The organism is Ruegeria sp. CDSC045 (genome assembly GCF_059610725.1).
Genome location: NZ_JBXWOE010000018.1, coordinates 1 through 18,078, shown reverse-complemented (window position 1 = coordinate 18,078; position 18,078 = coordinate 1). Strand labels below are relative to the sequence as shown.

The 18,078-nt window shown below is 55.4% G+C and carries 16 protein-coding genes and 1 pseudogene; 9 read left to right on the top strand and 8 right to left on the bottom strand.

The window, feature by feature from the left end:
• Positions 1-7: 7 nt before the first annotated feature.
• Genes AC2FH6_RS21225 through AC2FH6_RS21215 form a run of 3 tightly spaced genes read left to right on the top strand, consistent with a single transcriptional unit; the run spans position 8 to position 2,574 of the window.
• Positions 8-1,156 carry an alanine racemase gene (locus tag AC2FH6_RS21225; RefSeq protein WP_496704161.1) on the top strand — a complete coding sequence of 383 codons (1,149 nt, stop codon included), beginning with the start codon at positions 8-10 and terminating at the stop codon, positions 1,154-1,156.
• A gap of 11 nt (positions 1,157-1,167) precedes the next feature.
• Positions 1,168-2,082 (top strand): ornithine cyclodeaminase family protein, encoded by a 915-nt coding sequence (locus tag AC2FH6_RS21220; protein ID WP_496703647.1) that lies wholly within the window; start codon positions 1,168-1,170, stop codon positions 2,080-2,082.
• A complete protein-coding gene (locus tag AC2FH6_RS21215; protein ID WP_496703649.1) occupies positions 2,083-2,574 on the top strand; it encodes an asparaginase domain-containing protein in 492 nt (163 codons plus the stop codon).
• Positions 2,575-2,955: 381 nt separating this feature from the next.
• Here the strand turns inward: AC2FH6_RS21215 and AC2FH6_RS21210 are convergent, their stop codons facing one another.
• The 3 genes from AC2FH6_RS21210 to AC2FH6_RS21200 all read right to left on the bottom strand — a co-directional run bounded on the left by AC2FH6_RS21210 (position 2,956) and on the right by AC2FH6_RS21200 (position 4,023).
• Positions 2,956-3,192 carry a hypothetical protein gene (locus AC2FH6_RS21210; protein WP_496704158.1) on the bottom strand — a complete coding sequence of 79 codons (237 nt, stop codon included), beginning with the start codon at positions 3,190-3,192 and terminating at the stop codon, positions 2,956-2,958.
• 470 nt (positions 3,193-3,662) lie between these two features.
• Positions 3,663-3,767: a DUF1127 domain-containing protein gene (locus AC2FH6_RS21205; protein WP_496704176.1), complete on the bottom strand. Its 105-nt coding sequence runs from the start codon at positions 3,765-3,767 to the stop codon at positions 3,663-3,665.
• 112 nt (positions 3,768-3,879) lie between these two features.
• Complete coding sequence (locus tag AC2FH6_RS21200) at positions 3,880-4,023, bottom strand: YjiS-like domain-containing protein (RefSeq protein ID WP_496704174.1); 144 nt, start codon at positions 4,021-4,023, stop codon at positions 3,880-3,882.
• Positions 4,024-4,204: 181 nt separating this feature from the next.
• Here AC2FH6_RS21200 and AC2FH6_RS21195 point away from each other — a divergent pair, with 181 nt between their 5' ends.
• The 4 genes and pseudogenes from AC2FH6_RS21195 to AC2FH6_RS21180 all read left to right on the top strand — a co-directional run bounded on the left by AC2FH6_RS21195 (position 4,205) and on the right by AC2FH6_RS21180 (position 8,415).
• On the top strand, positions 4,205-5,158 hold the full coding sequence (locus AC2FH6_RS21195; RefSeq protein ID WP_496704156.1) for a LysR family transcriptional regulator: 954 nt from the start codon (positions 4,205-4,207) through the stop codon (positions 5,156-5,158).
• Positions 5,159-5,399: 241 nt separating this feature from the next.
• Positions 5,400-6,032: pseudogene (locus AC2FH6_RS21190) on the top strand (tyrosine-type recombinase/integrase).
• A 206-nt stretch (positions 6,033-6,238) separates the two neighbouring features.
• Complete coding sequence (locus AC2FH6_RS21185) at positions 6,239-6,766, top strand: GNAT family N-acetyltransferase (RefSeq protein WP_496703658.1); 528 nt, start codon at positions 6,239-6,241, stop codon at positions 6,764-6,766.
• Positions 6,767-7,398: 632 nt separating this feature from the next.
• Positions 7,399-8,415: a serine hydrolase domain-containing protein gene (locus tag AC2FH6_RS21180; RefSeq protein WP_496704154.1), complete on the top strand. Its 1,017-nt coding sequence runs from the start codon at positions 7,399-7,401 to the stop codon at positions 8,413-8,415.
• 344 nt (positions 8,416-8,759) lie between these two features.
• Here AC2FH6_RS21180 and AC2FH6_RS21175 read toward each other — a convergent pair whose 3' ends face one another.
• The 5 genes from AC2FH6_RS21175 to AC2FH6_RS21155 form a co-directional block, all read right to left on the bottom strand.
• Positions 8,760-10,631, bottom strand: coding sequence for a serine hydrolase (locus AC2FH6_RS21175; RefSeq protein ID WP_496704152.1), 1,872 nt, complete (start codon positions 10,629-10,631; stop codon positions 8,760-8,762).
• A gap of 232 nt (positions 10,632-10,863) precedes the next feature.
• Positions 10,864-12,021, bottom strand: coding sequence for a peptidyl-alpha-hydroxyglycine alpha-amidating lyase family protein (locus tag AC2FH6_RS21170; protein WP_496704151.1), 1,158 nt, complete (start codon positions 12,019-12,021; stop codon positions 10,864-10,866).
• Between the two features lie 86 nt (positions 12,022-12,107).
• Positions 12,108-13,469 (bottom strand): S41 family peptidase, encoded by a 1,362-nt coding sequence (locus tag AC2FH6_RS21165; RefSeq protein ID WP_496704149.1) that lies wholly within the window; start codon positions 13,467-13,469, stop codon positions 12,108-12,110.
• 330 nt (positions 13,470-13,799) lie between these two features.
• Positions 13,800-14,696, bottom strand: coding sequence for an alpha/beta hydrolase family protein (locus AC2FH6_RS21160; protein WP_496704148.1), 897 nt, complete (start codon positions 14,694-14,696; stop codon positions 13,800-13,802).
• A gap of 284 nt (positions 14,697-14,980) precedes the next feature.
• Positions 14,981-15,835 (bottom strand): alpha/beta fold hydrolase, encoded by an 855-nt coding sequence (locus AC2FH6_RS21155; RefSeq protein WP_496704146.1) that lies wholly within the window; start codon positions 15,833-15,835, stop codon positions 14,981-14,983.
• A gap of 126 nt (positions 15,836-15,961) precedes the next feature.
• Here AC2FH6_RS21155 and AC2FH6_RS21150 point away from each other — a divergent pair, with 126 nt between their 5' ends.
• The gene (locus AC2FH6_RS21150; protein ID WP_496704144.1) at positions 15,962-17,185 is read left to right on the top strand and encodes a helix-turn-helix domain-containing protein; all 1,224 of its coding nucleotides are present in this window, start codon (positions 15,962-15,964) and stop codon (positions 17,183-17,185) included.
• Positions 17,182-17,649 (top strand): GNAT family N-acetyltransferase, encoded by a 468-nt coding sequence (locus AC2FH6_RS21145; RefSeq protein WP_496704143.1) that lies wholly within the window; start codon positions 17,182-17,184, stop codon positions 17,647-17,649. Before AC2FH6_RS21150 ends, AC2FH6_RS21145 begins: the two co-directional genes overlap by 4 nt.
• The last annotated feature ends 429 nt before the right edge of the window (positions 17,650-18,078 follow it).

Sequence of the window (18,078 nt, the reverse complement as noted above, 5' to 3'; positions counted from 1 at the left end):
AGTCGCAATGTCATTCGAAGAAACCCAACTCAAGAATTTGCAGACCCCTGCACTCGTTCTTGATGAAACCAAGATGATGCGGAACATCCAACGTCTTGCCAAACAGGTAGACGGCTTGGGTGTTTCTTTGCGCCCACATTTAAAAACCGTGAAATCTACAGAAATCTCGCGCCGTATACTGACAGACGGGTCTGGTCCGGCCACAGTTTCGACTCTCATTGAAGCCGAAGTTTTTGCCGAGGCAGGGGTCAAAGACATCATCTATGCCGTGGGGATCACGCCTCAGAAGCTCGACCGAGTAGCGGCCATTCGCTCTAAGGGTTGTGATCTCGCCGTCGTTCTCGACAGTGTCGCGCAAGCCCAGGCCGTCGCAGATGCTTCTGCCCGTCTGGGATTGGCCATTCCTGCGCTTATCGAGCTGGATTGCGACGGTCACCGTAGCGGGGTTGTTCCCGGAGACCCAGTTTTGCTTGAGATCGGTCGCGTGTTGCATGATGGGGCAGCTGAGCTTCGCGGTGTGCTCACCCATGCGGGTGAAAGCTATGAAATCCAAGGCCGCCATGGTCATGAGATTTTTGCCAAACAAGAACGTGACGCTGCCGTTCAGTCTGCCAATGCATTGCAAGATGCTGGCATGCCTTGCCCCGTCGTGAGTATCGGATCTACGCCAACTGCACATTCTGCCAGCAAACTGGATGGTGTCACCGAAGTCCGCGCAGGCGTTTATGCGTTTTTCGATCTGGTTCAGGCGGGAATCGGTGTTTGCGATCTTGATGACATCGCACTTTCTGTCCTCACAACTGTTCTCGGTCACCAACACCAAAAAGGTTGGACCATCGTAGATGCGGGATGGATGGCATTGTCGCAAGATCGTGGCACGGCAAACCAACGTATCGATCAGGGCTATGGCGTCGTATGTGATGAAGCCGGACACGTGATCCCCGACCTAATTGTCATTAAAGCAAATCAGGAACATGGAATCATCGCGCGCAGGCCAGGCAGCGAACGTGAGTTGCCCGACCTCCCTTTGGGCACCCGCCTTCGCATTTTGCCAAACCATGCCTGTGCCATGGCCGCGCAATTCACTGAATACAACGTCATTCCCGCAAATCACGAGGCTGACTTGCATGTCTGGCCAAGGTTCGGCGGTTGGTAGGAGAAACACCCATGCGTTACATCCCCGAAGAGGTTTCGGCTAAGCTTGCGTCCCATGAAATGGCTTATGATGCCGTTAAATCAGCTCTGATAGCTGCGAGCGAACGTGCCACGATTTTTCCCGTAGTTCTGGCGCATGGGAGCGAACCCACCAATAGCTATGCTATCAAGTCTTCTGCTGTCGCGGAGTTAGCAGGCCTTAAAGTCGGTTCTTATTGGCCTGGCAATGATGCGCTTGGCATGCCGCGTCACAACTCGATCATTCTGTTGTTCGATCAAAGCTGTGGACGCATAGGAGCTGCGGTCGAGGCCGGAAAGCTCAATGCTTACCGAACAGCAGCGTCCAATGCAGTCGCCGCCAATGCTCTTGCCCGCTCTGATGCCCAGACGCTTGCCGTGTTTGGAGCAGGTCATCAGGCTGAGTACGAGGTGAGAGCTCTCGCTCGTATCCGTGACCTGCAACGAGTTTTGGTAGTTACCAGAAATTCCGAGAAAGGCGCGCAGTTCGTCTCTTCGCTCAATGAAGAAGGCATTTCCGCTGAATTGATGGAGGCTGAAGAGGCGTGCCGCATGGCGGATATCATTGTCACCGTGACGCCAGCAATTGCGCCATTGTTCGACGCTGCATGGGTACAACCAGGTACACATGTCGCTTCCATGGGATCAGATTCCGCAGGGAAACAAGAATTACCGCCCCAACTCTTTGACCGTGCCAGATTATTCTGCGATCTGCCCGCACAATCGAGACAAATCGGTGAGTTTCAACATGCCAAGGATGCGGCAGAGCTGACGGCGATTGGTGAAGTTCTGTTAGGTTTGAAGGCAGGCCGATCCGGCGACGATGACATCACTGTATTCGACAGCTCCGGCCTATCTGTCCAGGACCTTTATGTAGCGCAAACCATCCTTGATCTGCTGGACGCTTAGATGAAGGAAGTTCGGATCATTGCCACAGGTGGCACAATCGACAAGGTTCATGACACGCGAACCGAGGCTCTGAGCTTTAGGAGCAACGGCGAAAGTCACCTCTCTCAAATGCTGAAGATTGGTCGCTGCTACTTCCCAGTCGTTGAAGTTCTCATGTTGAAGGACAGCCTTGATTTTGACGATGCAGACCGGGAGGCGATCCTTCGGGCCGCTTCCAACAGCACTGAAAACGCTTTGGTTATCACGCACGGAACAGGGACTATGGATGTGACAGCCCAGTTTCTGGATGGTCAGATTCCAGACAAAACCGTTGTCTTGACAGGCGCAATGCGACCGTTTTCACTTTCGGCGTCAGATGGAGACTTCAATCTCGGCGGCGCGGTTATCGCAGCTCAGCTTCTGGAATCGGGCGTTTGGGGTGTTATGAATGGTCGCGTCTTCCCGGCGGGTGTGCTGAGGAAAAATACAGAGCTAGGTCGCTTCGACGACTGACCTCGTTTCTTAGATGAGATTACCGCTGACGCCACAAAAAGATCACAGCATCGCGGAGCCGACGGAAACCATTCGGTCAAGTCATGAGCGGGGTTTTCGTAACCCCGACACGCATCTATTGAAGTAATCCCGCATATTTTAGACTGACTCCCATTCGCGCCATAATGGAGTAATTGTTTCAGGGCTCTGAAGGTGTAGACGGCAGTATTTGGGCGGTTACCAGGTTGACTGAACGTTCTTCCCATTGTCCCGGTGCCAAGCGTCGACATCAAAGGCAACGTGATAACCAAAGTTGTCAATCCGGGGAACTGATGGAAGGCTGGCCGCGCAATAGCTTGCTTTCGCACTTTTCAGATGCTGGACGTTCGGCTGCTCCGCAAGCTAGTTGTCTACGGAAAAGAGTGTACTTTGGCGCAGAACAACATTCCAGATGAAGTAGTGGTGCGGGATGATGACCCGCGCCGCTGTCCGCCGGATAACCCTTTCAGCCATTGGGTACCCCATGACATGCTCTGAATCATCAAGCGGCAGCAGAAGTATGTCTATGCTCCCCAGCTGCTCCCAGACCCGTTCCGGCGGATCATGCCGGTTGTCGCCCCAATCCCGATACTTTGGCACTCGGTCTCGACAGAAAACGCAGCCTCGGTTGTTGCTGGCCATGAATGAAAGAGACCGCGCAGTTCCACAAGGTCCCCAATTGCCCACAGACAAACGCCCCACAAGCGATACCGTCGTAACGAAGGACATTCTGTGCGTAACTCAAGACTCCTTTGTTGCTGATGGCTCCACAAAAACGCGCCCGCCGGGTTTGATTATCTAACTGAAGAAAATGTTAACAGATGTCATTTTGATCGCCGAAACGGAGACGACGGACGACCGGATCGTGTAAAGTTCTTTCACCAGTCATTTTTCGGAGCTCCTGCTTGGCAGTTTGGTTTGGGCCAGCATTTTCGGGAGGAGGTGAAAATGCTGGCCCTTTGCGTTGGCGCTCCCTGTTGGCTTTTTCGCCGCCGCTTTTGCTGGCTTACTCTGGGAGGAGCGAGGACCAGCAAATTTCGTGCAATCTTCTGTCCTGAGGGTCTACTTCTCTAATCGTCAGCCATTAATTTTGCGGCATATTCCGGGATATCGGATCGCGAAATTCCGATCTGAGCGAGCTGGTAGTCGCTCATACTCGAAAGAGTGGAGAGCATTCTGGCCATTTGAAAAGTCTTTAGGCCAGCATTTGCCGTGGCTCTGATCCAAGCCAGGAAGGCGATTGATACGGTAATGGCCTGATCACGATCTGAGCTAGCCGTTTGGGTGTTAACAGCCATACGCAGCCTCTATAGCAAGTTTTTTGATGCTACTGCGCCGAATACCCAGATCTGTTAAGTCGCGGTCAGATAGCACCGATAGCTCATAATACGTCGCGCGGTAGACCCTGCGATTGGCCTGTGCCCTTCGCATCGTGTCTATCTTTTGATGAAAGAACGTGCGGCCAGCTTCGAAAACGACATCCAGCGCGCTGTTTGATCGTGTAATTGCCATGATATTGCCTCGTGTCTTGCTGCGATGCAGTATTTATGCTGCACTGCAGAGATAAGTGGATTTGGTAGCGCTCACAATTTGGCAATTTGGCAAGGGCCCCATGCCAGATTGGAACAGCAAGGTTCATGAGATGGATATTTCTGCGCAAATGTTGATCTTTGCGACGGTTGTCGAGCAGGGAAGCATCTCTGCGGCAGCGCGATCAATGGGGCAAACCCCATCGGCTGTGAGCAAGCAGATCGGATTGCTTGAAGATCAGGTGCACTACCGGCTTCTGAACCGCACCAGAACGGGTATCTCCCCAACGCTGGAAGGCCGAGCGTTCTACGAAAAGTGCAAAGCGATGGCTGACAAGTTCAAAGAGGCCGAGGCGATGATCCATAACTTTGATGGTATCCCCCGCGGAGTGCTCAGAGTCGCATCCACGGTTGCCTTTGGTAAGTCACAGCTGATACCTGCTCTGCCTAAATTCATGGAAGAGAATCTTGAAGTTCAAGTATCGTTAGATTTAACCGACCGTGAGATTGATCTTCGCAGTGAAGGGTTTGATGCTGCGATCTGCTTTGCTGAACAACGTCAGAACCCAGATATGGTCATCAGGCGCATTATGCGGAGTCGCAGGGTGCTTTGTGCTTCACCTGAATACCTTGAGCTTTCTGGAACGCCGACGAATTTCGCCGAGTTGGCTGAACATAATTGCCTGAGAGTTGCTGGGAGAAGCCAACGGAACGCTTGGAACAGTAACGAACCAAAGTCAGGCGAAAGATTTGAAGCAACTGGCAGTTTTGAAGGGAACAGCACCGATGTTGTATTTCGAGCGGCACTGGCTGGCATCGGGATCGCGCGACTACCTTGCTACATTGCAAACCGGAAGTTCAAATCCGGGGAACTCGTCCGTGTTATGCCGGAATACGCACCACCTAGTACAGATATCGTCGTAATGTTTGCCGACAGGCGCAATCTGGCGCCGAAAACCCGCGCGTTCGTGGATTATCTCGTACGGCGGTTTCGCAAAGTCGAAGACAACAAAATGACTGGCAAATTATCCCTGTAAATGATCGGAAGTTTCCTAGTCAATCCGGCTAAATCGCTTGTAAAGGTGCGAAAGCTCTACCGAAATTGGAAGAGAAATGACTGGGCGCCTCAATCCGACACCTGACATTGAATGGTAAGTGCAGCATTTGCCAATTCGGGTTCCGAGCCGACCTCGAATGCAATGCGGCATCCTGTGATATGATTGGCCGTCAACGCCGGGTTGTCGTTCTGGGAGGGCATGGCGGATCGGAGGATCAGTCATGGAAACACCAAATTTACCTGCCATTCGCGCACTTCGCTCTGCTTGGAACAAGGGCCGGATCGTCGGACAGAAGCGCCCACTGAAACCGAAACATGTCTGGGCAATAAGAGTTCGCCTTGAACTCGCCGAAAACCACAGAGACCTCGCTCTTTTCAACATGGCAATTGATAGCAAGCTTCGAGGCTGTGACCTCGTTCGCATGCAAGTTGTGGATGTGATGGCGTCGGGTCAGATTAAGGAACGTGCGTCTGTTCTGCAAAGCAAGACGCAGAAGCCAGTGCGATTTGAAATCTCGGAAAGCACTCTAGCATCAGTTGCGAAATGGATGGAGGACCCTCTTATGGTTGGCTCTGAATTTCTGTGGCCAGGCCGCTTCCACGAGCGGTTACACATTTCAACGCGCCAATATGTACGGATCGTTCGCGATTGGGTTACATCTATAGGTCTTGAGGCAACAGCCTATGGTACGCATTCAATGCGGCGCACCAAGGTCACACAGATCTACAAAAAGACTGGCAATCTGCGGGCCGTTCAGCTCCTGTAGGGACATACCAAGATGGACAGTACCGTTCGATATTTGGGCGTTGAGCTGGAAGACGCTTTGGCCATCGCAGAAGCCATTGAGATATAGAATGGAGGGGCCGTCTTCGCGGGCGGCCCGTAGGAGACATCGGCCGACCCGCTGGACGCCGCGATACAGCTTCCCCGAAGCGGGCATCGGCTACCGAATGCAGAAACTGATCTGGAAAGAAAGCCGCACTGCGGACGAAGATGACGTCGCCGCTTTTCTGGCCTATCCTATTTGCATTGAGTTCTTTCGGGACAGGTGGTTGACCCATGCAAGATGTAAGAATTGAGACCTGTGCGGAGCTGCCAGCTAAGGGCGAGCTCAATAAAATCCTATCGCAGTATTATGAACTCATCGTCCAAAGGATGCGGGCCATAGGCTTCGATATTGATCCTGCGGCACCCCAAAGTGCGCTCGCTGAATTCTGGGAAAACTCGGATGACTATCTGCCTCCGAAGGGATGTCTGGTTGTTGCACGGTCTGAAGCCGGTGAGATTGTCGGCTGCGGAATGATGAAGTGTCTCGGGCCAGATACCGGCGAGCTCAAAAGAGTTTTTGTTACCGAACAAGCCAGAGGAACGGGCACTGGCCGTGCATTGATTGAGGCGCGTGAGAATGCTGCGCGCAATATGGGTCTCAAAAGGCTGATTGCGGACACGCTCACACCCAATATAGAAATGAGAAACTTGTATCCCAAGCTTGGGTTTGTAGAGTTGGACGGTCCGATAGAAACGACAACGTACAAGGATCAACCCTCGTTACGCCCACATCTGCACTATTTCGCCAAAGATATTTGAGACAAATGCAGCCGCAGTCAAACTTGGCTGGCATAGGTAACAGGCGCTCGCGGCCCAAAGCCGACCTTGGAAGCACGTTCGGGATGCTGCAGTCGCAGCCCACTTAGCGACCATTCGCTGCGATAGCGAGATCCCGAGAGCTACGAACGGGGAAGTTGCGGGACGGAGCAGACCTTGGACTTTGGCACTTAGCTGACGCAGCATTCGTTTGCAGATGCAGCAGATTCGTTGTCGCAGTGCAGCGTAAGTCCCAGAAGCAGCCGTTCAGCATGGCGGAGCTGGTGCGGACTGAAACTGTAATTTCGCGCAGCATAATCGGACACGCGAAGACAACCTTGGCCTTTCGCTGAATGCCAGATTAGCGGTGACAATGATTGAAGTTCGTTCGTAGAGCTCGCTGATTAGGTAGGAGAGGATCTGGCAATCGGTTTGGGCAACAGGGACATAGGCAGCTCATCGAGGATCAAGAGGTCGAAACCAGACATCAAAGCGGCGGTTCTACCCCACCACGCGGCACCGGACTATACGTGCCTATAGGGTCGGGCGATGCACCCGCAGCGAGATGCTATTGTTGCTGGATGGTCTTTCCAATTGGACGGACTTCCCACAAGCAAATAATGACGAGAAATCCAATGAACCGACGAGTTTTTTCCCTGATCGGGCTGGCATCGCTGACATCAGCCCTGGCACCGGCGTCCTTCGCAGGGCATGCAGATCAGACAGGGTGGCAGATTGCCGACCTATCGAGCGATGGGCTTCGGCTGGCACATGGCGGCATGGCCGCACCCGGTACGCCGGTCAATGACCGGACGCTGTTTCAGGTGGCTTCATGCTCCAAGACGGTGACCGCCCTGGCGGTCTTCACGCTGGTTCGTGACGGGTATTTTGACCTACACGACCCGGTCAACGCGTACCTTGAGCGCTGGCAATTGACCGGTCCGCGCAGTGACAGGACAACGATTTCGGACCTCCTTTCCCATACTGCTGGTACGAACATTCACGGCTTTATGGGGTATAGCGCCGGTGACGACATTCCAGACGTGATAGATATCTTAAACGGACAACATCCAGCGACGTCCCCCGCAGTCCGCACAGAGCGGCGGTTGTTCAAGCGTTACGACTACAGTGGTGGAGGGACAACTATTTTGCAGTGCCTTATTGAGGACGTCTCGGATGAAAGTTTTCGCAAGTATGTGACGACAAATGTTCTGCGTCCAATCGGAGCCGCAGGAGCGACCTTTGATCTTGAACCCCGTAGGGCGCATGCGAATGGCTACCTTGAGGATGGGCTGCCGATACCTGGCGGTTTTGTGCGCCATCCTGAAAGCGCTGCCGCGGGCCTTTGGGCGAGCGCCACGGATTTGACTAAAATCATGCGCGCAATCCTTGTCTCTCTGAACGGGGACAGCGATGCCCTGTTGCCGTCCGGTTTGGCCAGGCAGATGATCAAACCTGTAAGCCCCGGTGTTGCGCATGGGGTATTTGTGGAACCGGGCAAAACGATCGGACACGATGGTCGGAACGAGGGGTTCGAATCTGCGATGATAGCCGATCTCGTATCCGGCAGGGTCCGCGCAGGGGTCACAAACCAAAATGGCCAGATGCAAAATGTATTGGATGCGGATCACGCGCTACACGGAAGTGATTGAGTAGCTTATCGCCAGGTCACGACGACTGTCCGTGCTACTATATGCGGCTGACAACAAACGATTGCGCGGCAGGTCGCGCGCCCGTGCTTTTGTCGTGCTGAGTGGGTCAACGCTTTGACTGAAGTCGGACAGCGTTCATATGCTCCAGCCGGGGCCTCGCAACAGGGGCACAGCGCACAACGGACCGTGGCGTTAAATCCCACCGGGTAGAAAGCTGAGAACCCGATGTTCGGGCATGGGCCAATAGCTGGTCAAACCGTCACGGAAACCCGAATGTCCAAACGCTGAACACATTGGTTAGGCGCGCGCGGAAACCACGCGCGCCAGCTAGTTATTTGTGGTGGCTAAAAAATGAAGCAGTCTTCCGCCAAAAGCGCGCAGGAGGTGCCTAAGATCGAAACCTCCGCGTCGCCATAGCTAATCTTTGTGAACGAACCGCGAAACGTGATCTCCAAGTCTTCGAAAGACAATCCGGTTTGCGAAAAATCCAAAAGGTCCTCTTCAGGATTGAACCCAAAGATCCGATCTTGACCTGAATCGAGTTGAAACACGAATACGTCGTTGCCCGCGCCACCCCACATGTGGTCCCGGCCTGCGCCTCCCTCAAGAACATCGTCACCGGCACCGCCGCGCAGCACGTCGCCGCCATTGCCGCCAGCCAACACATCATTGCCAGTGCCGCCACGTAGATAGTCGCGCCCATCGCCACCATTCAGCTGATCATCGCCGTGCCCGCCATTCAGGATGTCGTTTCCCGCACCGCCGTTCAGGATGTCGTCACCATCCCGGCCGCGCAGGTGATCGCGCCCGGCACCACCATCAATGTTGTCGTCGCCGTGTCCGCCGCGCAAGTGGTCATTGCCGTCGAGCCCGATAATCTGGTTGTTGTTTTGCGCGGCTTCGGCGGCATCCTTCATGACATCAAACCGATCCCCACTTGCATTTCCGATCCAAAGGGTCGAGTTGTCTGTGAAGGTAAACCGGCCGGTATCAAGATCATCCAACGCACCCTCGAAGGTGAGACTAACACCATCCAATTCCAGGACTGTCTCTGGGCCGCCCGGGGCGTCGCTGTCTTCTGTCAAAGTGATATCAGCCGCTGTGGCCTCTATGCTGAAGCTTTCATCTGATGGGTCGAACGCTGCCCAGGCGTCGTCACCAAAAATAGCGGCAAATGCAGAGACCAGCAGTTCCGTCGGCTCTTCTCCGGAGTGCGTCGCTGCGATAGAAATGATTGTACCAGATTCTACATGAAGGAACGTCGCTGTGTTGGTCCCCAGCGTTCCGCCCTGAAACCCGATGATCTGCTGACCGAAGATGGTGCCAGATGAGAGGCCGAGGCTCTCCCCATTGATGCCGGGTGTTCCATCTGGCGCGCGGAAATCCTGCATCTCTGCCAACTGATCGGGCGATAGCAGTGTCCGCGACACCAGCAACGCGTCAAGAAAGCTGATCATATCAGCGGTGGTGGATACAACACCGCCCGCAGCCCCAAAGTCCAGCAATGCGTCTGTCACGTCCAAGGGCTGCCCCGGTACGACTTCGGTGTAGGAGCGCAGCAGCCCTTCATTGCCACCCTCAGACCCCAGGATACTATCGTCCATACCGGCAACGGAGAAAATGCGATCCGACAGCAATTCGCCAAAGCTGTCGCCTGTCGCCTGTTCGATCAGTTTCTGCAAAAGCAGATAGTTCGTGTTCGAATACTCATAGGCTTCGCCGGGCGCAAAAGAAGCAGGTTGTTTGGATGCAAACGCCAGCAACCCGTCCGGACCAAGAGGTTGATCGGGAGAAAAGAGCAGTTGCTCGATATAGGCGGGAAGACCGGCCTGACCCGGCACGGAATCAAAGTCAGGTATGCCGGAGCGATTGGCAAGCAATTCTCGCACCGTGACGCTGTTGATGTTGGCTATGTCTTCGAGGCCTGCCAAATCCATCTGATCTGCCAGCGGCGCGTCAAAGTCGATCAGTCCTTCACCGACCAACTGCTGTACGATGACCGACGTCATCATTTTCGTTTGCGAACCGATCTCGAACCGGTTTTCAGCGGTGGCCGGTTGATCGCCGTCAAGTTCAACCGTACCTACGGCGTTTCGCACGGACAGCCCGTCGCGCGCGATTTCCATCAACACGGCAGGCGCTGGTCCGCTATCCGCGAATGGCGTCAATGCGTCTGTTGGAGCCTTGTTCAAGGCGTTGGGGTCCAAATGGGCCATATCAAGTGTCCTTTTCGAAATTGGAAAAATAACAGGCCAACCTGCCTGTCGCGCTCTGCGTGTCAGACTGCGAAGTTCAATGCGTCCGTGTCGTTCGGCGCGGACAGGATATTGTCCAAGGGGTGTCTGGCCCTATTTAAGTGGGCATTTTCTGGGAACCAGCGGAACAAATTGCAGAGCATGGAAATGAAAAGAGGTCAGCCCAAGCAGTGAGCCGAATTCAATGAACCACTTAGCTCTGGCACGGGGCGGCCATATCCACAGCAAACACACGGTCTGCATTAAGATCGGCAACGTAGACCCGTCCATCACCTCCAACCGCGATGTCGTGTGGCAATTGGAAACCGGGCTGGCCCTGATCCGGCCCGTCATCGCGTCCAATCAGGGCACCGTCTGCCGAAAACATGGAAACCCCGCTGCCGGAACGGGAATGGACATGGTGGCGATCCAGATCAAGCGTGTCGCCACCGTCTGCAAAGAACATGCAGCCGCGTGTGTCCACATCGACCCCGAAGGGCCGTCCAACATATGGACCACTAATGACGCGCTGCAATTGACCCTGCTCAGAAAAGACTTGAACTCGCGCATTGCGGCGGTCCGCGACGTAGATGTTGCCCTGAGCATCCGCGGCGATACCGTGTGGGAGGTGGAATTCCCCTGGGTCAGACCCGCGCCTGTTCACCTGCCAGACAAGCCGTCCTTGCGTGTCAAAAACGGCGAGTCTGGAGTTGCGGTACCCATCAACGACGGCAAAGCGTCCCTCCGAGAGGGGAACCACGTCGGTTGGGCGCGCAAAAGTTGCGTCGCTCATCGGGATTGGGAGTCGCGGCAAAACGTTTCGCACACGCAAGAGGGCCTCCAAATAGAAGGGATAGCTATTGCCGTACCTGCGAATTGGTTGGCCCCGCGGATCAAGGTGCACAACGATATTCAGTGAGGTGTCTGCAACCCATATCGAACCGTCATGGGCAACCGATATCCCATGTGGGCTCGCAAACAAATCCGCGCCAAAACGTGCGATTTCTTCACCGGTGTCCGCATCCACGCGTAGAATGACCGGGTCAGGTATCAGCGCTCTGCCAGCGGCGAAGGGACGACCTGCGCGGTGCAAAATGTAGATGCTTCCATCCAGCCCCACAGCGACCCCAGTTACCGCCAGTTCAGTGTCTGTTGCGTTGGGTGGCCAGAAGACTCTCATGTTCGACGCTGTAGTGTCGAAGGCTATTGCCTCGTCAGGATGCAAACCATCCACCGGCTGGATCTGAGCAGGGTCAGTGGCACTCCACCACAATCCAAAGCCGATCAATGCAGCCGCGGCAAGCGCGGCCGTTCTGCGTCTCGTGGGGGTCGAAGACCGCGCAGTGCCCGATCGAATTTCAGAGTTTTTCATCTGCGTGTCTCGATAGCGCTCAGCTCAATTGAGGTTGGACTGTGCGGTTTACCGCAGGTGGTTCAGCATCGGCTAAAGGTCTCTTCTCAAAAAGAACTCTCTACTCCCAAGAGCCTTAGGATAGCTGCCTGGTGACTGGCGATTGGGTCAGCGTTTGACAGCACCTGCATCTCGATATCTGGCGGAATACCCAGACCTTCCCAGTGTTGGCCTTCGCTATCGAGATAGACCTCGTTTGATAGATTCAGTTGCCATCCATTCGGCAAGGTTCGTGACAATGCGTCCGACAAGGCACCGCGCGTGGTCTCGCCGACGTGAGTGACGTGAGGCTGGGTCCGCAGAGATAGCGTCAAGACTTCTGCTGCGCTGACCGTTATGTGGCTGGTCAGCAGAAAAATGTCGCCGTCAAACTGAACGCGCGGGCTTTGGTCAATGCGCACGTCCGTCACGGTTGGCAGCGCAGCATCGGCGGCGAACTTGCTGTAGGCATGCACGCCCTCGCGTAAGAACCGGCTTGCAACCTCCCGCGCGATGTAGTCGCTGCCGCCAAAGTTCAGGCTAAGGTCAAGGACAATGGACCGCGCCCCAAGCGAGGTCAGGTCGTCCAGGATAACGTCCAACATGCCTTGCGTTGCTGCCAGGTTTTCCTCGAGCGTCGCATCTTGGGGTCCGAACCCGTCCAGTGCGCTGAAAGCGAGGTACCCGACCTCAGATGTTAGCATGCCATATTGAATACGATCGTTACCGCGCATCTGACCTGTACCGCGAAGCATGACCGTCGCGATACTCTCATACCAAATGGACAAACGAAACTCCCGGGCTGCCGATGCTGGATCGCGACCTTCGACCCGTGCGGTGTCGCGCAGATGCTGAAGAACGCGCGCGCGGCCCGGTGCCGAAATCTGACGCGACCCGTCCACGTCAACAATCAGCGCGACATGTGCGTCTCGAATGGGTGCGATCAGCCATGCCAATGCTTCGAACAGGGCTTGGTCGTCTGTGGCATCGTTCACTCGTCGTCTTGCTGCAGCGACGCGATTGTCCCAGTCCACATCGTAGAGGGCAAAATAGGGATAGCTGGCATCGAAGAACCTGACGAAGGCCTCGAACACGGCGTTGGCATCTGTGGACATCTCGACTGAACACTGCATCGGAAGAGACCCGAGCCGGATTGCACTTATCCGGTGGGGTTCCATGGGAAATCCAATGCTGAGCCTCTGGCCGTCTCCCGACACCGCGAAGCTGGAACCCGGTAAAAGCTCGTCTAGGGGGACGAGTGTACTGACCTCCGGAAGGCAAAGGTCTTCCGCAGTGCTGAACAGGCGCGCCGTGTGGCTTTGGATCTCCAGAACAAAGCCGTAGCCGTCCGAGTGCCAGACCCCATCAAGCGGTGGGGTCCGGCTGTCAAACCCGGCAAATGATCCCAAATATAAGCAGGTTGTCAGCATAATAAGCCTCATCATGTCCTCCGATTTTGAAGTCGGTCGACGACAAAGATGGCCTGAAGGCTCTGCCTTGTCGTCGCGTCGCGTAGGCGACGACACGCAAGAGGATATAGGTACAAGACCGAACAGGGCGCAGGCCCCGAAAGACATGTCGAAAGGGACGCCCGTTCGGGCCGTTTATCAGTTTCAAGCGCTTCTGACGCCATGTTGTAGGCGGTGTGGACAAGTAAAATCAGGCCAATGCCTGCGATCAGCAGCACGTAAACTCGCATGGGAACAATGCGATGTCGCCCGTAGCTCATATGGGGGCGGTCCCTGAACAGGGTATGAGACTCATTGTAAGACATCAGCGACACTCCAGCCAGGGTTTGACATGATTTCCGACCGGCCTATGAAGCCCTGTGCCGCATGCGGATCGTTGAGGAGTTGAAACAACAGCCAGGCCGTCAGGTATCCCCGAAACCGGCCCGCATCATTTGCCAATTCGATGTGGTCCGCGCCATCTGCGACTGCGAGAACCCGCAAACCTGGGCCGCGCATCCCCTCAAAAAGCGCTCTGTTGAGCCACAATGGAGAGATGAATTCATCTTCGGTGCCGGTCAGGATCAGCGTTGGAGCCGTGACCGCGCCGGCATCATAGTCCATGTCGAGCCGAAAGAACGCGATGGCGTCGTCGGTCGGCGTTCCGTGGATCGCCAAAGCTGTCGCGCCGCGTCCGGTCTCATATTGTGTGTGGGCGTTGATCGTGCTCACCGCGCCCTGGGACGATCCCACAAGCGCGAAAGTGTCCGCGTCTATGCGCGCAAAAAGCGGGTGGTTACGAGTCATCGACCAAAGCCTGGCATTGGCAAGCATGGCCACCGCGCGTTCACCAGTGGCCATCTGCCGATCATCACTCCCGATCACCACCATTCCCCAAGAGGCGAGGTGCTTTGCAATGGCATCGTAGGTTCCAATGGGCTCACCGGTCCCGTTCTGCCAGACCACAAGGGGAGCAGACCCGTCGTGACCCGCAGGGAGGTACACACGGCCCCCGGGCTGGCCAAAGGTTGCCGGGATATCAGTTGTCGTGACCGCATGAGGCCCGGCGCGGCTATAAAGGAATTCGATCTCTTGTTCAGCGTCATAGGCATGCGGAGTCGAGGTTGCACACCCGCCGAGCACCAGGAGGGCAACTACCATGGCCATGCCAGTGCTGGGGCGCATGTGAAACTGATATGGTATGGTCATTTTGAGCCTTGTCATGTGTTTGCACTGTGCCGCAGTTGGCGCAAAATGTTCGGTCTGTCGTCTCTTCCTATTGGCGAGGAGCACGCGGTCCCGAGGTGGAGCACTGTCTAGTCCGGATGGGTGCGATTTTGGTGCGCAAACACCGCGACCGGCCCAAAAGCATGTCTTTGTGGTTAGGCGCGACCCCGACCGGGCTGATGGTTGCTAACCCTGTGCTTTCGCGCTCCATCGTGCAGAACCGCAATTTGTCTTCGCACACGACAGTTGATCTGGTTCGGCAAGATTCAGCTTTCGGCTGCACCTGTGCGACGCAGGAAACCGCTGATGCTTCGTCTGAGTTGGACGGGATTGTCGGTATGTAACATGTGCCCGCCCGGCAGCTTCACGTATTCAGCCCCGCGGATACGTTGGGCCAAAAGGCCCGCGCCGTGATGCGTCGCCGAGTTTCGTTTACTGACGATAATGAGGGTTGGAACAGCTATCGCAGCGAGGCGTAGGCGTCCGTCATAAAGGGATGCGGCCTCCAGCGCTGCCGAAATCCGCCGCCGATCCATCTGAGCCAACTGTCGCTGAAGCTCGACCTTGGTATCGCGGCTTTCGCCCAACCCAGAGAGGTTCGCGAGCAAGGACGTCGGGAACGAGCGGTACAGGGATGCTGCGACCGTCGCAGACAATCGCCCGACAAGTCGGTCACGCACCGTCGGAACAGCTTCGATCAAGACTAACGCCTTGATGCGATCTTGCAATCGGGCAGCCAGTTCAAGCGCAACCATTCCACCAAGTGAATGCCCTATGAGCACGGATCCGGGTGGCACGTTATCTGACAAGCGTTCAGCATATGCTTCTACCCTATATGGCTGCGAGAGCGGGTTGGTCCCGTGGCCGGGAAGGTCCGGTGTCAAGGCCTTGGTGTATCCGTTCGTGATCGGGTGCCAAGTGTCACCAGCCAGACCCGCACCATGAAGCCAAACACTATCGACAAATGCCAATGGATCGGTCGGTGCTACGATCGAACCAACGGGGCTGGTGACGGGGTCAGGATCGCGTGACATTTTGGGGCGCCCTTTCGCATGTTCGGGGCCGTAGGATGCGGCCTGCAGCCCCCACATGGCATTTTTACGCTGCGGTATCGTCCGCATGGCCCCAAATATGTGTCCGACCCGGTCGGCGCGGACAGGACATACGGGCACACGCGTTGAGCAAAGACACTTTGGCAAGTAGGGTTTGGGGGTATCCCGCCCAAACGCAGTTTGCCAGACCGCACTATGACCTTTGACCCGGACACCCTGTTGATTGCCACAGTCGCCGCCACTTTTGCGGTCGCTGTCTTGGCGGCAATGATCAGCTGGTCCCAGCGGTGGAGCGCGTCCTCACGGGTAAGCCTGGCGGTGTTTTTCGTAATGTTCGCTGTCAGCGAGCTTGATACGGTTCTCGTCACGCTTACCAGCGAAATTCCACAAGCCGTTCGCGATGGGACCGCACTGTTAAGTGTCGTTGCCAATTTTTGCCTGATGCCTGTCTTCTTGCTTTATGTGCGCGAGTTGACGCTGAGCAAGGGCCAGTATGAGACAAGGCGCTCGGTTGCGCTTCATTTTGCATTGCCTTGCTCGGCGTTCTTATTTGCAGTTATCGCGATGGCGCTACCGGAAGCATCACGCGATGTCTGGTACGCAGGAGTATCCACACCGGAGCCCCTGCCAGGTCTCGGTTTCCTGATATATGGCTTCGCGGCCCTGACCATCGCGCTTGTTGTCCAATGGGCGCTCTATGTGTTCTGGGTCATCCGAACCCAAACAAAACACATTGCGTTGCTCAAGCAGCATTTCTCAAGCACCGAGGGGCTTGAATTGCGCTGGGTCGCGGTCCTCGCCGGTGCCATGGGAACTTATGTCTTGCAAAGCCTCATCGGTGAGCTGCTTGCCGTTTCTGGGTCACGAGACCCCATTGGCCCGTTGCTCGATGGCCTATGGGTTCTGATTGTAATTCTCTCCCTTGCGCTCTGGGGGCTTAGGCCATCGAAGGAGTTGGATTTCGTCACTGCGGAATTGGAAAGCCTCGACGAGCCGCACAGCAAAAAATATGTAAAGAGCGCTTTAGGTTCGGACCAGTCTGAACGGATAGCGCGTAAGCTTATTCTCGCGATGGAGAAAGAACATTTGTATCGCGACCCTAATCTAACACTCAGCGCTTTGTCGGCACATATCGGCGTGTCGCTGAACTATGTGTCCCAAACGCTGAACCAGCACATTCGCCAATCCTTCTTTGAGTTTGTAAACAGTTGGCGGGTCAAAGAGGCCATCCCTTTGGTTGAAGAAGGCGCATCGACGGTATTGGCGATTGCTTATGAGGTCGGCTTCAACTCTCGCTCTTCGTTCTACACCGCTTTCAAGCGGGAAACGGGCATGACGCCCACCAGTTGTAAAAACGCTGTAGCCAAGGCGAAGACTGCCAATCACAAAACATCCATTGCGAATGCCAGAAAGCCATGACATCGGGCAACAGACTACGAATCCGTGCATATGAACCAAATGATTGGCCACGTCTGTGCGTCATTCATGATGCGGCGCGCAAAGACGAACTCGCCTATACGGTCGGCGTCGCCGCCTTTCGTTCCCTTGAAGAAACCTCCGAAGATGAAGGGTTGTTCGACGCGGATTTGGCGGTCGCCGTGCGAGACGGCGTCGTAGCAGGTTTTGCGGCCTTCGACGAAACAGAACTGACGTGGCTCTATGTCGATCCTGCGCTTTCACGTCTTGGCGTTGGACGCGCACTTCTTCGCTATGCCATGAGCCGAAGCAACGGGACCATGCAGATTGATCTCCTTGAAGGCAACAGTCCCGCTCAGGCGCTCTATGCATCTGAAGGGTTCGTGATTACTGACCGCCGAAAAGGAAACCTCATTGGAAATGAGTGCTTCCCTGCGACAGGCCTTGTGCTTCGCTACGGCGATTGAGTAGCCCACAACCGTGATCATTCTTACCAAGCCTGTCTGAAAGTGCGATTTCTTGTGCTGCCCCCTTGTCCGTCCCGGCAGGACTGGACGAAATTTCGTGACGGGAGAAACACATGTTGGGTGCCCATGACGCTGGCAGGGCGCTTCCGTTCGGTGCCTGGCAGATCACGGTAACAGAAGCGTCCAGTCGTTCACACTGCGCGCACCTTGACGCCCGCTTTCTCATCGCCCGCGTCGCCGCGCAACCAGATACTGGAAGCACTCTTGCCTCCGTCACAAACTTAAAAACACCGATGCGTAGACGACGATAAGCCGAACCAAGTGAGCACACATTGAACGTGGTTCTGTCGCGAACTTCGCCCCCACCTGTCAGTTCGAGTGCATTTCTGGTAGCGCGTGCTGGAACATGACAGGAGCAGGCCGTGAAGA

Coding starts and splice junctions, on each gene's coding strand:
- AC2FH6_RS21225 (WP_496704161.1), top strand. CDS start 8: ATGTCATTCGAAGAAACCCAACTCAAGAATTTGCAGACCCCTGCACTC.
- AC2FH6_RS21220 (WP_496703647.1), top strand. CDS start 1,168: ATGCGTTACATCCCCGAAGAGGTTTCGGCTAAGCTTGCGTCCCATGAA.
- AC2FH6_RS21215 (WP_496703649.1), top strand. CDS start 2,083: ATGAAGGAAGTTCGGATCATTGCCACAGGTGGCACAATCGACAAGGTT.
- AC2FH6_RS21205 (WP_496704176.1), bottom strand. CDS start 3,767: ATGCTCTCCACTCTTTCGAGTATGAGCGACTACCAGCTCGCTCAGATC.
- AC2FH6_RS21200 (WP_496704174.1), bottom strand. CDS start 4,023: ATGCGAAGGGCACAGGCCAATCGCAGGGTCTACCGCGCGACGTATTAT.
- AC2FH6_RS21195 (WP_496704156.1), top strand. CDS start 4,205: ATGCCAGATTGGAACAGCAAGGTTCATGAGATGGATATTTCTGCGCAA.
- AC2FH6_RS21185 (WP_496703658.1), top strand. CDS start 6,239: ATGCAAGATGTAAGAATTGAGACCTGTGCGGAGCTGCCAGCTAAGGGC.
- AC2FH6_RS21180 (WP_496704154.1), top strand. CDS start 7,399: ATGAACCGACGAGTTTTTTCCCTGATCGGGCTGGCATCGCTGACATCA.
- AC2FH6_RS21175 (WP_496704152.1), bottom strand. CDS start 10,631: ATGGCCCATTTGGACCCCAACGCCTTGAACAAGGCTCCAACAGACGCA.
- AC2FH6_RS21170 (WP_496704151.1), bottom strand. CDS start 12,021: ATGAAAAACTCTGAAATTCGATCGGGCACTGCGCGGTCTTCGACCCCC.
- AC2FH6_RS21165 (WP_496704149.1), bottom strand. CDS start 13,469: ATGCTGACAACCTGCTTATATTTGGGATCATTTGCCGGGTTTGACAGC.
- AC2FH6_RS21160 (WP_496704148.1), bottom strand. CDS start 14,696: ATGACCATACCATATCAGTTTCACATGCGCCCCAGCACTGGCATGGCC.
- AC2FH6_RS21155 (WP_496704146.1), bottom strand. CDS start 15,835: ATGCGGACGATACCGCAGCGTAAAAATGCCATGTGGGGGCTGCAGGCC.
- AC2FH6_RS21150 (WP_496704144.1), top strand. CDS start 15,962: ATGACCTTTGACCCGGACACCCTGTTGATTGCCACAGTCGCCGCCACT.
- AC2FH6_RS21145 (WP_496704143.1), top strand. CDS start 17,182: ATGACATCGGGCAACAGACTACGAATCCGTGCATATGAACCAAATGAT.